At 69.7% G+C, this 15,042-nt stretch carries 13 protein-coding genes; 11 read left to right on the top strand and 2 right to left on the bottom strand.

All coding sequences use genetic code 11. The features are described from left to right. Window positions 1-25: 25 nt before the first annotated feature. From ACYQ78_RS13135 to ACYQ78_RS13085, 11 genes are all read left to right on the top strand, one after another. Window positions 26-1,660, top strand: coding sequence for an ABC transporter substrate-binding protein (locus ACYQ78_RS13135; RefSeq protein ID WP_459801078.1), 1,635 nt, complete (start codon window positions 26-28; stop codon window positions 1,658-1,660). Next, the gene (locus ACYQ78_RS13130; RefSeq protein ID WP_459801077.1) at window positions 1,657-2,580 is read left to right on the top strand and encodes an ABC transporter permease; all 924 of its coding nucleotides are present in this window, start codon (window positions 1,657-1,659) and stop codon (window positions 2,578-2,580) included. The genes ACYQ78_RS13135 and ACYQ78_RS13130 overlap by 4 nt, the downstream gene beginning before the upstream one ends. Beyond that, complete coding sequence (locus ACYQ78_RS13125; RefSeq protein WP_459801076.1) at window positions 2,577-3,356, top strand: ABC transporter permease; 780 nt, start codon at window positions 2,577-2,579, stop codon at window positions 3,354-3,356. Before ACYQ78_RS13130 ends, ACYQ78_RS13125 begins: the two co-directional genes overlap by 4 nt. Continuing rightward, window positions 3,353-4,930, top strand: coding sequence for a dipeptide ABC transporter ATP-binding protein (locus ACYQ78_RS13120; protein ID WP_459801075.1), 1,578 nt, complete (start codon window positions 3,353-3,355; stop codon window positions 4,928-4,930). The genes ACYQ78_RS13125 and ACYQ78_RS13120 overlap by 4 nt, the downstream gene beginning before the upstream one ends. Next, window positions 4,851-6,173 (top strand): NtaA/DmoA family FMN-dependent monooxygenase, encoded by a 1,323-nt coding sequence (locus tag ACYQ78_RS13115; protein WP_459801074.1) that lies wholly within the window; start codon window positions 4,851-4,853, stop codon window positions 6,171-6,173. Before ACYQ78_RS13120 ends, ACYQ78_RS13115 begins: the two co-directional genes overlap by 80 nt. Next, window positions 6,170-7,291: an LLM class flavin-dependent oxidoreductase gene (locus ACYQ78_RS13110; RefSeq protein ID WP_459801073.1), complete on the top strand. Its 1,122-nt coding sequence runs from the start codon at window positions 6,170-6,172 to the stop codon at window positions 7,289-7,291. The genes ACYQ78_RS13115 and ACYQ78_RS13110 overlap by 4 nt, the downstream gene beginning before the upstream one ends. Next, on the top strand, window positions 7,291-8,325 hold the full coding sequence (locus ACYQ78_RS13105; RefSeq protein ID WP_459801072.1) for an LLM class flavin-dependent oxidoreductase: 1,035 nt from the start codon (window positions 7,291-7,293) through the stop codon (window positions 8,323-8,325). Before ACYQ78_RS13110 ends, ACYQ78_RS13105 begins: the two co-directional genes overlap by 1 nt. Then, window positions 8,322-9,437: an LLM class flavin-dependent oxidoreductase gene (locus ACYQ78_RS13100; RefSeq protein ID WP_459801071.1), complete on the top strand. Its 1,116-nt coding sequence runs from the start codon at window positions 8,322-8,324 to the stop codon at window positions 9,435-9,437. Before ACYQ78_RS13105 ends, ACYQ78_RS13100 begins: the two co-directional genes overlap by 4 nt. After that, the gene (locus ACYQ78_RS13095; RefSeq protein WP_459801070.1) at window positions 9,434-10,162 is read left to right on the top strand and encodes a DUF1684 domain-containing protein; all 729 of its coding nucleotides are present in this window, start codon (window positions 9,434-9,436) and stop codon (window positions 10,160-10,162) included. Before ACYQ78_RS13100 ends, ACYQ78_RS13095 begins: the two co-directional genes overlap by 4 nt. Window positions 10,163-10,391: 229 nt before the next feature. Then, on the top strand, window positions 10,392-11,510 hold the full coding sequence (locus ACYQ78_RS13090) for a helix-turn-helix domain-containing protein (RefSeq protein ID WP_459801069.1): 1,119 nt from the start codon (window positions 10,392-10,394) through the stop codon (window positions 11,508-11,510). Beyond that, window positions 11,507-12,046, top strand: coding sequence for a hypothetical protein (locus ACYQ78_RS13085; protein ID WP_459801068.1), 540 nt, complete (start codon window positions 11,507-11,509; stop codon window positions 12,044-12,046). The genes ACYQ78_RS13090 and ACYQ78_RS13085 overlap by 4 nt, the downstream gene beginning before the upstream one ends. A gap of 8 nt (window positions 12,047-12,054) precedes the next feature. Here the strand turns inward: ACYQ78_RS13085 and ACYQ78_RS13080 are convergent, their stop codons facing one another. Together ACYQ78_RS13080 and ACYQ78_RS13075 are read right to left on the bottom strand one after the other, a co-directional pair. Beyond that, window positions 12,055-12,852, bottom strand: a complete 798-nt coding sequence (locus tag ACYQ78_RS13080) for a hypothetical protein (protein ID WP_459801067.1) — start codon at window positions 12,850-12,852, stop codon at window positions 12,055-12,057. 80 nt (window positions 12,853-12,932) lie between these two features. Then, window positions 12,933-14,981 carry a cellulase family glycosylhydrolase gene (locus ACYQ78_RS13075; RefSeq protein WP_459801066.1) on the bottom strand — a complete coding sequence of 683 codons (2,049 nt, stop codon included), beginning with the start codon at window positions 14,979-14,981 and terminating at the stop codon, window positions 12,933-12,935. Window positions 14,982-15,042: the final 61 nt, after the last annotated feature.

The following is a 15,042-nucleotide window of genomic DNA, read 5'->3' as shown; positions in this document are numbered from 1 at the left end:
GTAGGAAACCAGAGAGGTGATCTCCGTGCGCCGGTTCCGCGCCCCCCTTGCCGCCCTACTGCTACTGCCCCTTCTCGCCGCCTGTGGTGGCACCGCCGCTCCCCAGGGAGACCCGGCCGGTTCGGCCGCCAAGGGAGGTTCTCTGGTCTTCGGCGTCAACACCGAACCACTCAACCTCGACCCCCACGCCAGCCCGCAGGACGTCACGGGCCTGTTCACCCGGCCCGTCCTCGACTCGCTGGTCGCCCTCGATGACAAGGGCGACATCCACCCGTGGCTGGCCACCTCGTGGGAGATCTCGCCCGACGGGCTCACGTACACGTTCAAGCTCAGGACCGGCGTCACATTCAGCGACGGCACGCCCTTCGACGCCGCCGCCGTGAAGACCAACCTCGACCACATCGTTGACCCGGCGACCAAGTCGCAGCTCGCGGCGGCGGCGTTCGGGCCGTACGACAAGACCACCGTCATCGACCCGCAGACGGTCGAGGTGACGTTCAAGGAGGCCTACTCACCGTTCCTGGCGGCGCTGGCCACCGCCTACTTCGGGATCCAGTCGCCCAAGCAGCTCGCGCTGGGCCCCGAGGAGCTGGCCAAGAAGGTCGTCGGGACGGGCCCGTTCGTCATCGACGCCTTCGTGCCGCACCAGGGCATCACCTACCACCGCAACGCCGACTACGACTGGGCGCCCGCGATCGCCAAGCACACCGGGCCCGCCTACCTCGAACGGCTCGAGTTCAAGATCATCGTCGAGGACGCCGTGCGCCTCGGGGCGCTGACCAGCGGCCAGATCGACGCCATCGCGAGCGTGCCGCCGGTCAACGTCAAGCAGGTCGAGGCCAACCCCAAGCTGACGATCATCCGCAAGCAGGCCCCGGGCGGCAACTACAACTACTACCCGAACAACGAGAAGGGGGTCTTCGCCGACCAGAAGGTCCGCCAAGCCTTCCGCGACGGCATCGACTTCGCCACCATTGTTGACAAGCTCTACTTCGGCACCTTCGACCCGGCGTTCAGCCCGATCTCGCCCGCGACGGCCGGATACGACAAGGCCACCGAGACCCAGTGGAAGTACGACCCGGCCGGCGCCGCCGCGCTGCTCGACGAGGCCGGCTGGACGGGCAAGGACGCCGAGGGCTACCGCACCAAAGACGGGCAGCGCCTCACGGTGAAGTGGCCGTTCCTCAAGGCGCTGGCCCGCGAGCAGCGCGGCACGCTGGCCGAGCAGGTGCAGGCCGAGGCCAAGAAGGCCGGGTTCGACGTGCAGTTCGTCGACGTCACGCCCAACGACTTCACCCCCAAGGCCCTCAACGGCGACTACGACCTCATCGACTTCAGCTGGCAGCGGGCCGACGGTGACGCCCTGCGGAACCTCTTCGCCATCTCCAACATCCCCACCCCGACGTTCTTCGGCCAGAACCTGGCCCGCTGGAACGACCCCGAGACCGACGGCTGGCTGACCGACGCGCTGCGCACCACCCACCTGGCCGAACGGGCCGCGCTCTACGCCAAGGTCCAGCAGAAGGCCAACGCCAACGCGACGATCGTCCCGGTCTACGTTTTCAACTACCTGCTGGGGGCCTCGAAGAACGTCCAGGACATCGGCTTCGAGCCGCAGGCGTTCCCGATCTTCTACGACGCTTGGGTGTCGAAGGCATGATCCGCCGCATCCTCACCAGGCTCGGCACCTCGCTGCTGGTGCTCTGGGGGGCGGTGACCGTCTCCTTCACCGCCCTCCACCTGACGCCCGGCAACGTGGTCGACGTCCTGATCGGCAGCAACATCGTGACGCCGGAGGTGCGGGCCCAGATCGTCCGCGACTACGGGCTCGACCAGCCGCTGTTCACGCAGTACGCCACCTATCTGGGGCGCGTGCTGCGGGGCGACCTCGGGCAGTCCTACCAGCTGCACGAGCCGGTCGCGACGGCGATCGGCGCCCAGATCGGGCCCTCGCTCCAGCTCGCGGGGGCCTCCCTGCTGGTGGCCGTGGTGGCGTCGACGACGCTGGCGATCCTGACCGCCCGGCGCAGGCCGTGGATCCGCGGGCTGTCGTCGAGCCTGGAGCTCGTCGGGGTGTCGATCCCGACGTTCTGGACCGCGATCCTGCTGCTGACGGTCTTCTCCTTCCAGCTCGGCTGGTTCCCCGCGGTCGGCGCGGAGGGACCGGCCGGGCTGGTCCTCCCGGTCATCGCGGTGGCGCTGCCGATCACCACGATGCTCACCCAGATGATGCGCGAGGGCCTGGAGCTCACGCTGGAGCAGCCGTTCGTGCTGACCGCCCGCACCCGTGGCATGTCCGACCTGGGGGTCCGGCTCCGGCACGCCCTGCGGCACGTCCTGATCCCGACCGTCACACTGATCGGCTGGCTGGTCGGTCTGACGGTCGGCGCCATGGTCGCGGTCGAGCAGATCTTCTCCCGCCAGGGCATCGGCCAGCTCACCCTCGCCGCCGTCGGCGGCAAGGACCTGCCGGTCGTGATGGGCGTCGTGCTGCTCACGGCGGTCCTGTACGTCGTGGTCAACATCGTCATCGACCTGCTCTACCTCCTCATCGACCCCCGGTTGCGGGGTGCCTCGTGAAGATCGTCGCCGGATTCGTATTGGCCGTGATCACGCTGGCCGCGCTCGCGCCCGGCCTGCTCACGGGCGGCACCCCCGACGCCGCCGACGCGCTCGCCGCACTCCAGGGGCCGAGCGCCGAGCACTGGCTCGGCACCGACGCCAACGGCCGCGACGTCTTCACCCGCATCGTGTACGGCGCCGCGCCTTCTCTTTTGGCCGGTCTCGGCGCCACCGCGCTGGCGGTGGTCGTCGGCACCGCGCTCGGGCTGCTGGCCGCGCTCGGCGGGCGGGTGGTCGACGAGATCGTGATGCGCCTGGTCGAGATCGTGCTGTCGCTGCCCACGCTGCTGCTGGCGCTGCTGGTCATCACGGTCACCGGGCCCGGCACGGTCAACGTGATCTTCGCCATCGCCCTCTACACCGCGCCCAGCTACGCCCGCCTGGTGCGGGCCCAGACCATGGTCATCCGCAAGGCCGGGTTCGTCGAGGCGGCCCACTCGCTCGGGCTCGGCCGGGGGCGGATCATCACCCGGCACGTGCTGCCCAACGCGTTCGAGCCGCTGGTGGTGCTGGCCACCATCGAGGTCGGCACCGCCCTCGTGGCCGCCGCCTCGCTCAGCTACCTCGGGCTCGGGCCGCAGCCGCCCGCCCCCGAGTGGGGGGCGATGCTCTCGGCCGGGCGCGACTACTTCTCGGTCGCCTGGTGGATCGCCATCTTCCCCGGGGTGGCCATCACGCTGACCGTCCTGTCCATCACCGTCGTCGGGCGCCACCTGCAGCGGAGGATCGCGTGAGCACACCCGTCGTCGAGGTCACCGACCTGCACGTCGGCTTCCCCGGAGTCGAGGCCGTCAGGGGCGTCTCGCTCGCCGTGCACCCGGGCGAGTGCGTGGCCATCGTGGGCGAGTCGGGCTCGGGCAAGAGCGTGACCGCCCGGACCCTCCTCGGCCTGACCGGCGAGGAGGCCACCGTCACCGCCGGGCGGCTGGCGATCGAGGGGGTGGACGCGTCCCGTTTCGGCGAACGCCAGTGGCGCTCGATCCGGGGGCGGAAGGTCGGCTACGTCCTCCAGGACGCACTGGTCTCGCTCGACTCGCTCCGGCCGGTCGGCAGGGAGATCGCCGAGACGCTGAAGCTGCACCGCGCGGTGCCCCGGCACGAGATCCCGCGCAAGGTCGTCGACCTGCTGACCGAGGTCGGCGTCCCCGAGCCGGCGGTGCGGGCGAGACAGTATCCGCACGAGCTGTCCGGCGGGCTGCGGCAGCGGGCCCTGATCGCCTCGGCGATCGCCTGCGGGCCGCGACTGCTCATCGCCGACGAGCCGACCACCGCGCTCGACGTGACCGTGCAGGCGCAGATCCTCCGGCTGCTGGCCGAACGCAAACGGGCCGGTCAGGCGCTGCTGCTGATCAGCCACGACCTCGCCGTGGTGGCCGAGCTCGCCGACCGGATCCTGGTCATGAAGGACGGCGTCGTCGTGGAGGACGGCACGGCCGACCAGGTGCTGGGGGCGCCGGAGCATCCGTACACGAAGAGCCTGCTCGCCGCCATCCCGGCGCCGAGCACCCGGGCTCCCCGGGCCGGTGAGGTCGTGATCCGGGCGACCGGCCTGGTGAAGACGTTCGGTAAGCGGACCGCCGTCGACGGGGTCTCCTTCGAGCTGCGGGCCGGGCAGACCCTCGGCGTCGTCGGGGAGTCGGGCTCGGGCAAGACCACCACGGCCCGGCTGGTGCTCGGCCTGCTCAAGCCTGATCGCGGGTCGGTCGAGATCGACCGGCGACAGGTCCAGGTCATCTACCAGGACCCGCTGAGCTCCTTCGACCCCCGGTTCTCGGTACGCCGCATCCTCGACGAGGCGTTGGAGGTCGGCGGGGTGCCCCGGCGGGAGCGCCTCGGGAAGGCCGTCGAGCTGCTCGAACAGGTCGGGCTCGACGGCGGCGTGCTGGAGCGGCGGCCGTTGAAGCTTTCGGGCGGGCAGCGGCAGCGGGTCGCGATCGCCCGCGCGCTGGCCCCGAACCCCCGCGTGATCGTCTGCGACGAACCGGTGTCGGCGCTCGACGTGTCGATCCAGGCGCAGGTGCTCGACCTGCTCACCGGGCTCCAGGCCGAACTCGGGGTCGCCTACCTGTTCATCTCGCACCACCTCGGGGTGATCCACCACGTCAGCGACCACGTGCTCGTGATGAAGGACGGCCAGGTGGTCGAGTCGGGCGCCGCGCGTCAGGTCCTCACCACCCCGGTCGACCCGTACACCAAAGAACTGCTCGCCGCCGTGCCAGGAGGGCATCATGACCAAACAGATCCATCTCGCCGCGCACTTCCCCGGCGTGAACAACACGACCGTCTGGTCCGACCCTCGATCGGGTAGCCAGATCGACTTCGACTCCTTCAGACATCTCGCGCAGACCGCCGAACGCGGCAAATTCGACTTCTTCTTCCTGGCGGAAGGGCTGCGGCTGCGCGAGCAGAAGGGCCGCATCCACGACCTCGACGTCGTCGGGCGGCCCGAGTCGCTGACCGTGCTGTCGGCGCTGTCGGCCGTGACCACGCATCTCGGCCTGGCGGCCACCGTCAACTCCACCTTCAACGAGCCCTACGAGGTGGCCCGCCGCCTGGCCACCCTCGACCACCTGTCGGGCGGCCGGGCCGCCTGGAACGTCGTCACCAGCTGGGACGCCTTCACCGGCGAGAACTTTCGGCGCGGCGGCTACCTGGCCGAATCCGACCGCTACACCCGCGCCAAGGAGTTCCTCCAGACGGTCCGCGAACTCTGGGACTCGTGGGCGCCCGACGCGCTGACCAGGTCGGGCGGTGATTTCGTCCGGCCCGGCGGGATCGGGTTCTTCGAGCACCGGGGGCGGCACTTCGACATCCGGGGCCGGTTCGACGTGCCCCGGCCGCCCCAGGGCAACCCGGTGATCATCCAGGCCGGTGACTCGGAGGAGGGGCGCGAGTTCGCCGCCTCGTCCGCCGACGTCATCTTCAGCCGGCACAGCAAGTTGGAGGAGGGCCGGACCTTCTACCGCGACGTCAAGGGACGCCTGTCCAAGTACGGCCGGACCGCCGACGACCTGAAGATCCTCCCCGCCGTCACCTATGTCCTCGGCGACACCCAGGAGGAGGCCGAGGAGAAGGCGGCCCTGATCCGCCGCGCCCAGGTCGGCCCGCAGAACGCGATCCTGTTCCTGGAGGCGATCTGGGGCCGCGACCTGTCCGGATACGACCCCGACGGCCCCCTCCCCGACATCGAACCCGATCTTTCGACCGACGTCTCGAAGGGCCGCGCCCAGTTCCGGCGCGACCGCGCCGAGACGGCGGCCAAGTGGCGGGCCCTGTCGGAGGAGAAGAACCTGTCGATCCGCGAACTCGTCATCGAGATCGCCGCCCCGCAGACCTTCGTCGGCACCGCCCTCTCCGTCGCGGAGGAGATCGACCTGTTCGTCCAGACGGACGCCGCCGACGGCTTCATCTTCGTGCCCCACCTCACCCCGGGTGGCCTCGACGACCTGGTCGACAAGGTCGTGCCGCTGCTCCAGGAGAAGGGCGTCTTCCGGACCGACTACTCCGGCCCGACCCTGCGCCACCACCTCGGACTGAAGGAGCTCTCATGACCCTGCACCTCGCCGTGGCCCTCGACGGCGCCGGTTGGCATCCCGCGGCCTGGCGGGCCGAAGGGGCCCAGCCCGACCGGTTGTTCACCGCCGGATACTGGGCCGACCTGGTCATCGAGGCCGAACGCGGACTGCTCGACTGGGTCACCTTCGAAGACAGCCTGAGCCTTCAGTCGTCCCGGTACGACGCCCCCGACGACCGCGTCGACCAGGTGCGCGGCAAGCTCGACGCCGTGCTGCTGGCCGCCGCGCTGGCCCCGCTGACCTCGAAGATCGGCCTGATCCCGACGACCAGCGTGACCCACACCGAACCGTTCCACGTGGCGATCGGCATCGCCTCGCTCGACCACGCCAGCAAGGGCCGCGCGGGCTGGCGCCCCCGCGTCTCGGGCCGCCCCGACGAGGCCGCCCACTTCGGCCGCCGCGAGTTCCCGGCCTTCGACTTGGCCAACCAGGAGTTCATCGACGCCCTCTTCCGGGAGGCGAACGACGCCGTCGAGGTCGTCCGCCGCCTCTGGGACAGCTGGGAGGACGACGCCGAGATCCGCGACGCCGCCACCGGCCGCTTCATCGACCGCGACCGCCTGCACTACATCGACTTCCGGGGCGAGTTCTTCGAGGTCAAGGGCCCGTCGATCACCCCGCGCCCGCCGCAGGGCCAGCCGCTCGTGACCGCTCTGGGCCACTCCACCGGTCCGTACGAGTTCGCCGCCCGCAGCGCCGACGTCCTCTACGTGACCCCGGCGGATCGCGACGACGCCCGGCGGATCGTCGACGAGGTGCGCGAACTCAACCCCGACCTGAAGGTCTTCGCCGACATCGTGGTCTTCTTCGGCGGCCACAAGCCCGCACTCGACGACCTCGACGGCGCCCCCTTCGAGTCGGACGCCCACATCTTCGAGGGCACCCCCGCCGAACTGGCCGACCTCCTCCAGGACTGGGGCTTCCCCGGCTACCGGCTGCGCCCCGGCGTCCTCCCGCACGACCTGAACGTCATCACCCGGGAACTGGTGCCCGAACTCCAGTCGAGGGGCCTGTTCCGGACCGCCTACGAGACCGCCGACCTGCGCGGACGCCTCGGGCTCGACCGCCCGGCCAGCCGGTATGCGAGGGCGTGATGAAGTTCCTCGCCCTCACCCTGGGCTTCCACAACGACCAGAGCAAGTCGGTCAACCAGCGCTTCCGCGAGATCGTCGAGAGCGCCGTGCGGGCCGAGGAGCTCGGCTTCGACGGCTTCGCCTTCGGGGAACGCCACGAGCGCCCGTTCCTGTCGTCGTCGCCGACCGTGGTGCTCAGCCACATCGCGGCGAAGACGTCCACGATCAGGCTCTTCACCGCGGTCACCACGCTGGCGCTGCTCGACCCCGTGCGGGCCTTCGAGGACTACGCGACCCTCGACCACCTGTCGGGCGGCCGCCTGGAACTGATCATCGGCAAGGGCAACGGCACCGCGCAGGCCCAGCTCTTCCACGTCACCGAGGCCGACCAGTGGGCGCGCAACCGGGAGAGCTACGAGCTGTTCCGCCGCCTCTGGCGGGAGGACCGGGTGACGTGGTCGGGCAGGTTCCGCCCGTCGCTCGACGACGCCGAGGTGCTGCCCCGCCCGTTCCAGCAGCCCATCAGGGTGTGGCACGGCAGCGCCACCAGCAAGGAGTCGGTCGACCTGGCCGCCTTCTACGGCGACCCGCTGTTCTCCGCGAACGTCTCCAACCCGATCGAGCCCTACGCCGAACTCGTCGCCTACTACCGCGAACGCTGGGAACACCACGGCCACGACCCGAAGGACGTCGTGGTCGGCGCCGGGTCGGCGGGCTACTACAGCTCTCACCGGTCACAGGATGCGATCGAGACGTACCGCCCGATCTTCGACGCCCGCCTGAAGTTCTTCGCCGCGCGCGGCCTCGACCCCGTCTTCCACAGCCTGGAGGACGCCATCGAGCGCAGCTCGATCCTGGTCGGCAGCCCCCAGCAGATCATCGACAAGGTCCACCGCTACCACGACCGGCTCGGCCACGAGGTGCTCCACCTCTCGGCCGAGGCCGAAGGCCTCACCGACGCGCAGCACCGGGACTCCCTCGAACTGTTCCAGTCGGACATCGCCCCCACGCTCCGCAAAGACATCCCGAGCAGACCCCTGGGAGGGCTCGCATGACCCGGCTGTCCATCCTCGACCTGGCCCCCATCGTCTCCGGCGGCGACGCCAGGCAGGCCCTCGCCAACACCCTCGACCTGGCCAGGAAGGCGGAGGCGGCCGGCTACCACCGCTACTGGCTGGCCGAACACCACTTCACGCCCGGCGTGGCCAGCTCGGCCCCCGCGGTCCTGATCGGCGCCGTCGCCGCCGTGACGTCCACCATCCGCGTGGGTTCGGGCGCGGTCCAGCTCGGCCACCAGACCGCGTTGGGCGTCGTCGAACAGTTCGGCACCCTCGACGCCCTCCACCCAGGCCGCATCGACCTGGGGCTGGGCCGGTCGGGCCAGCGCGCCAAGGAGTTCAAGGACGCGTCTCCGCCACCGCCTCAGGAGGCCAGGATCGTCGACGGCCTGCTGATCCCGAAGCCGTTCTCGTACGCCCAGATCGCCAACAAGTCGATCTTCACCCTGTGGGCCCAGCTCCTCCAGCAGCCCGGCGCGGAGTCCCCCGACTTCGCCGAGCAGGTCGACGACATCAGAGCGTTCATCGCCGGCACCTACCGGTCGGCCGAAGGCGTCGAAGCCCACGTCAACCCGGGTGAGGGCGCCGAGCTGGACCTGTGGGTCCTCGGCAGCAGCGGCGGCCAGAGCGCCCAGGTCGCCGCCGAACGCGGCCTGCCGTTCGCCGCGAACTACCACGTCAGCCCGTCGGCCGTACTGGAGGCGGTCGAGGCCTACCGCGACGCCTTCAAGCCGTCGGAACTTCACCCGAAGCCCCACGTGATGGTCTCGGCCGACGTCGTCGTGGCCGAGACGGAGACCGAGGCCCGCAGAATCGCCGAGCCGTATGGGCTGTGGGTCCGCAGCATCCGTACCGGAGAAGGAGCCATCCCCTTCTCCACGCCCGAAGAGGCCCAGGCCCACGAGTGGTCCGAAGAAGACCGCGACCTCATCGCCGACCGCCTCGACACCCAGTTCGTCGGCACGCCGGAGCAGGTCGTCGAGAAACTGCGCATCCTCCGCGACGCGACGGGCGCCGACGAGCTGCTGACCACGACCATCACCCACTCCCATGCCGACCGTGTCCGCTCGGCCGAGCTGCTCGGCCGGGCCTGGAAGGAGCTCTCATGACCACCGCCACCGCCGCTCGCGAGGCCGAGGTGCGGGACCTGCTCACCCTGACCACCACCACCTGGATCGACGGCGACACCGTGGTCCCCGGCATCCCGGGCGTGTGGAGCCCGACCGGCGGCGGCGTCGAACTGAAAGCGGCCCCCGACGACGGCCTCACCATCGCCGGCGAACCCGTCACCGGCCCCGTCGTCATCACCCCAGACGTGTCCGGCCTCTACTTCGGTCGGGTGAGAGTCCAGCTCGTCATCCGCGACGGCCTCCCCGCGATCCGCACCTGGGACCCCGACGCTCCGACGTTGCTGGCCTTCAAGGGCATCGACTCCTACGACCACGACGCCGCCTGGATCCGCCCGGCCGTCTTCCGCCCGTTCGGCGAAACCCGCCCCGAGACGGTCCCGACCGCCGACGGCCGCGAGCGCGACCTGATCCTGGTCGGCGAGGTCGTGGTCGACCTTCCCGGTGGGAGCCACACCCTCGCGGTCACCGAAGCCCCGGGCGGCGGCCTGTCCGCCCAGTTCGGCGACCTGACGAACGGCGAGGAAACCTACCGCTTCCGCACCCTGCCCCTCCCGGCGCCCGGCCCTAACGGGACGCTGGAAGCCGACTTCAACCAGGCTCATCTGCCCCCGTGCGCTCTGACCGACCACTTCCTCTGCTTCTTCCCACCCCCGGGCAACCACCTCGACGTCAAGGTGACCGCAGGGGAGAAGCGGCTCGCCTGACCTTTCACATAGGGCACCCGCGCCTGGCTGAGGCCCGGCGCACAGGCGCGGGTGGCGCGCTTTTAGAGCCGTTTTCTGTACGGCTCCGCCCACCCTCCGGCCAGGGCGAGCTCTGCTTAGGTTTCACGTGAAACGAATCTGTGTTCGGTTAGTAAGGGAGGTCGCTACCAGGGGCTATCCGGCCTCCTGTTTTGCTTGCGATTTCCGCAAGCGTCCATAGACTCGAGCCATGTCCGACCCCACGACCACTCGAATTCACCAGTTGATGTCGGAGCGTGGCCAAACCCAGCGGCAGTTCGCCGCCGAGGTCGGCATCGACGAGACCAAGTTCTCCAAGTCCATGTCCGGCGTCCGCCGATTCACGTCGCTCGAACTGGCCAGGATCGCCGAACTGGGCAAGGTGACCGTCGACTGGCTGCTCGGCGTCGACCGTCCGCTCCCCGCGACGGCGGCACGCACCCGCGACGCGGCCGACTGCGAGCAGGAGGCGATCAAGGAGGCCACGCGCCTCTCGCGCTTCTGGACCGATCTGGAGTTCCTCGGTTACCACCAGCCGAGGGCCGATCTCCCCGTCGGCCCGCCGCACGGACACCCCGTCGCCCAAGGGCGGGCCCTGGCCGCGACCGCGATCGAGCGGGCGGCCGCGGCCGGACTCCGGCCCTGGGAGAGCTGCGATCTCACCGGCCTGGTCGAAACGGTCTTCGGCATCGACGTGCGGGTGATGCGGTTCGACACCCGTTATGAGGGGTTGAGCTGGCGAGACGCCACGTGCAGCCTGATGGTCGTCGGCACCTCCGAGGTCCCGGCCCGTCAGCGGTTCACCATCGCCCACGAACTGGGTCACCTGCTGGCCTCCGACGACCAGGGCCTCCACTCCGACGCCAACCTCAACGACGGCGACCACAAGAAGCAGGACACCGAAGTACGCGCCAACGCGTTCGCCACCGAGTTCCTGATGCCGGCCAAGGTCCTCACCGAGAGGGCCAAGGGTCTGGAGTGGTCGGATCGCGGCTTCGCCCTGCTGGCCTGTGACCTCCGGGTCTCACCGGTCGCGCTGGCCTGGCGCCTGTTCAACCTGAGGCTCGTCACCGAAGACCAGTGCGCCCGGTTCCGCGCGATGACCGGCCTGGCCGCCGCCGAACTGGCAGGGTGCCTCGACGAACATCTGAGACTGATCGCCAAGTCGGAACAGCCACGCGTCCCCCTGCAACTGCTGAAGACGAGCTACCGCGCCTACCAGGAGGGCCAGGCCACCATCAGGCCATTGGCCAACCTCCTCGAGATCGACCCGGGGCAGCTCAAGTCGATCATGGACGGCGCCCGAGAGGACATCCCCCTCTCGTCATGAGCGCGTTCATCCACTGGTTCCCCGACAACACGGTGCTGATCAACTTCGCCTGTGTGAAGCGCCTCGACCTCCTCAGGGAGATCCTGCGCGGCCGGGGCCGCTGGACCGAGGCCATCGAGTTCGAGGCCCACAGGTCCATGCGGTTCTATCCCGACCTCGACACCCTGATCACGGGCGGCTGGCTCGGTGAGGCGATCGAGGTCTCCGACCCGCTGGCCGTGTTCCAGATCGACCGCATCCGCACGGCCGCGTTCGGCGGCTCCCACGACGAGCCGACCAACCACCTGGGAGAGGCCCAGACCTGCTACGTGATCAAGTCATATCCCGAATACCGCGACTCCTACTGGATCACCGACGACCGGGACGCCGCCGACTACGCGCGAGCCCAGGGAATCACGACCAAGGACACCCGCAGGCTCATCTCCGATGGCGTCCAAGACGGGGCGTGCACCGCAGAAGAAGGGTTCCGCCTGCTGCGTGAAATGCGGTTACTCGGCCGGAGCGTCGACCTGCCCGGCAGCTTCGCCGACCTCTGAGCCGATGCTCACGGCACCGCCTTGAGTTGGACCACGCCCGCGACATACGCCGCCTTGATCAACGGATCCCGCAGCAGCTTGAGTGCGCTGGCCGGGTCGATCCGGTCGTACATCAACCCTGCCACGAGCCCCTCCCGGGCGGTCTTCTCCATGGTCGGGAGGTCGAAGGGCTTCCCCGAGAGGGTGTCCCGCTGGTCCGGGGTCAGGCCCTTCAGCCAGCCCCGGAACTGGGTCACCGGGTCGGTCCCCGTGCAGCCGGGGGTCGCGGCGCAGTTCTCGCTCGACCACGACAGCGGCAGCTCGGCCGAGCCCATCTGGGGAAACAGCACGCGGCTCGCACCCGGAACGAGGGCGGTCAGGTCGGTGACGGGGCGGGGGTGGTCGAGGTCGACGACCAGTTCCAGACCGTACGAGCCGGGGGTGACGCCCGAGGTCGTGACGATGTCGTCCAGGCCGGCGATGAAGTCGACGACCTTGCGGCGCTCAAGTGGCTTGCGGCCGGTGCCTGATCGGTAGGCCGTGCGGAGGAGGGCGGTGGCCGCCGTCGGCGGGACGGTGGCGTCGCCGGGGGTGAAGGTCAGGGGGTGGGTGCCGGGTGGGGCGGGCAGGGGGTCGAGGTCGACCGGGGACGTCGCGGCCGCTTGCTGGAGGTCGGACCACGGGGTGAGGTGGTCGCCGCTGTAGTCGGGGTGGACGACCGATAAGCCGACCGCGTACGCCGAGGAGAGTTCGGCTGATCCGTCCGGTGTGCAGGAGCAGACCAGCAGCAGGGCGGTGGCCAGCGGGATCAGGCGTCGCGGCGTCACGATCATGATGCTCCCCCGTCGGTTGCGGCAGGGACGTGAGCATAGTGCCGGGGTGGGCGGACCCACCCCGGCACCCTCGCTTAGCTGGTCGTGCCGGTCACCGTGCTGCCCGACCTGGTGACGTAGTAGGTCACCTGGGCGCCGCTCCAGAAGTGGAGCGTCAGGGTCACCCGGCGGGCGTCGCCGACCTCGGCGAAGAACGCCGGGGTCAGGGCGATCGTGTTGTTCGCGTAGTTGGGGGCGAAGGCGACGTCGAACTCCTTGAACGACGTCCAGTTGTGCGGTCCGGCGAAGGTGCCGTCGGAGTACTTGGCCTCCATCGTCGCGAGCTGGTCACCCCGGAACGTCGTCGGGATGGTGAACGCGCTGGTCGTGCCGGTCGACGCCGCCACCTGGGGGGTGTCGTAGGTGATGACGCTCAGCCGCCACGGCACCCCCGAGGAGAACCGCACCGGCACGCTCGTGTTCACGCCGTAGGCGCGCGAGCCGACCAGCCTGGTCAGCGCGGAGGCGGTCAGGGTGAGGGTCGAGCCGGAGACGGTGTAGTCGGAGCCCTGGGTCAGGCCGGTGATGCCCTGGAAGGTCGTCCCGTTGAGGTTCAGGGTCAGGGACTTCGCGGTGATCGAGCCGGTGCGGGGGACGTACACCTGGTCGGAGGAGGCGGTGCCCGATCGGGTCGTCCAGCTCGACTTGATCTGGGCGGCCAGTTCGGGGTCGGACCACTGGAACGAGGTGCGGCCGAAGTGCTGGCCGTTGTCCCACAGCATGGTCGTGATGCCGCGCTGGCGGGCGTAGTAGCCGAGGTACTCGAAGAACTTGAGTTTCTCGCCCTGCTGGATGGTGCCGGTGTGCCGGTCGAACCCGAGCAGGCCGTACTCACCGATGATCACCGGGATGCCCCGGCTGACGAAGCCGTTGTAGGCCCGGTCGAAGACGCCGACCAGGTCGGCCTGCGTGGTCGCGTCGAAGCGGGTGCCGCCCGCGACGTTCACGCTGAAGGGCCAGTAGCCGTAGAAGTGGACGGTCGCGATCAGATTGCGGTCGTTCAGCGCGGTGAACGTGCTGTTCAGCTCGTCGATCCTGGCCTGGTCGGCGGACGTGTGCAGGGTCGGCAGCACGAGCAGCCGGGAGGCGTTGTTGCCGCCGGAGTTCCGCACGATCGTCCGGAACGAGGTGTTGAGCTCGTTCAGCAGGGTGGCGTTCTGCGCGTCGCCGGAGCCACCGGTGAACTGGGGCTCGTTGACGCTCTCGAACAGCAGCTTCGAAGAGTGGTTGCGGAAGGCCGAGGCGAGCTGCGTCCAGACGGCGTTGTATTTGGCCAGGACGTTGGTCCGGTCGGTGGGCATGGTGTTGATCCACTGCCACGAGTCGTGGTGAATGTTGATCATGACGTAGAAGCCGTCGGCCAGAGCCCAGTCGACGACCTCCTTCACCCGGTTCAGGTGCGTGGAGTTGATCGTGTAGCTGGGCGCGCCGCCGAGATACTGCCCCCACGTGACGGGGATGCGGATGCTGTTGAACCCCTGCGCGCGGATGTTGTCGAGGAGCTGCGGCGTGATCGTCGGGTTGCCCCATGAGGTCTCCCCCTGCCCGGTCGCGTCGAGCGAGTTCCCCAGGTTCCACCCGGGCTGCATCGCCGCGACGACGGCCGCCGCATTGCCCGGAGAAGGCGACGGTGACGGGCTCGGAGAGGGGGTCGGTGAAGGTGTGGGAGTGGGTGACGCGCCGCCGCCGCAGGTCACACCGTTCAGGCTGTACGAACCGGGCGCGACGTTCGCCCCGCTGTAGGTCCCGTTGAACCCGATGGTGACACTCGCACCCGACGCGAGCGACGGGGCGTAGGAGGGCGCCGTGACGGTCACGTTCTGGCCCGACTGGGTCCAGGTGCCGTTCCAGCCCTGGCCGACCTGCTGGTTGCCCGGCCAGGTGAACCGGAGCGTCCACGGGCTGACGGCGTCCCCCAGGTTCCTGAGGGTGACGTTGGCCCCGAAGCCACCGCCGTTGTCCCAGGTCTTGGCGTACGTCACGGAACAGGCGACCGCCGCCTGCGCGGGCGGGGTGACGGCCACCCCGAGCGCGGCGAGCAGCGCGGCCACCGCGGACAGGGTCCACAGGCGTAGTTTCTTCACGTCGAGCCTCCATGGGCTGTTGGGAGCGCTCACATGGTTGGCTGACCTCTCCGCGCGTGTA

The organism is Herbidospora sp. RD11066 (genome assembly GCF_054661255.1).
This window is presented reverse-complemented; position numbering and strand designations above follow the sequence as displayed.

What these genes read in the sequence shown, in the direction of transcription:
- ACYQ78_RS13090 (WP_459801069.1), top strand. Translation starts at nt 10,392, where the DNA reads ATGTCCGACCCCACGACCACTCGAATTCACCAGTTGATGTCGGAGCGT.
- ACYQ78_RS13115 (WP_459801074.1), top strand. Translation starts at nt 4,851, where the DNA reads ATGACCAAACAGATCCATCTCGCCGCGCACTTCCCCGGCGTGAACAAC.
- ACYQ78_RS13100 (WP_459801071.1), top strand. Translation starts at nt 8,322, where the DNA reads ATGACCCGGCTGTCCATCCTCGACCTGGCCCCCATCGTCTCCGGCGGC.
- ACYQ78_RS13095 (WP_459801070.1), top strand. Translation starts at nt 9,434, where the DNA reads ATGACCACCGCCACCGCCGCTCGCGAGGCCGAGGTGCGGGACCTGCTC.
- ACYQ78_RS13085 (WP_459801068.1), top strand. Translation starts at nt 11,507, where the DNA reads ATGAGCGCGTTCATCCACTGGTTCCCCGACAACACGGTGCTGATCAAC.
- ACYQ78_RS13105 (WP_459801072.1), top strand. Translation starts at nt 7,291, where the DNA reads ATGAAGTTCCTCGCCCTCACCCTGGGCTTCCACAACGACCAGAGCAAG.
- ACYQ78_RS13110 (WP_459801073.1), top strand. Translation starts at nt 6,170, where the DNA reads ATGACCCTGCACCTCGCCGTGGCCCTCGACGGCGCCGGTTGGCATCCC.
- ACYQ78_RS13130 (WP_459801077.1), top strand. Translation starts at nt 1,657, where the DNA reads ATGATCCGCCGCATCCTCACCAGGCTCGGCACCTCGCTGCTGGTGCTC.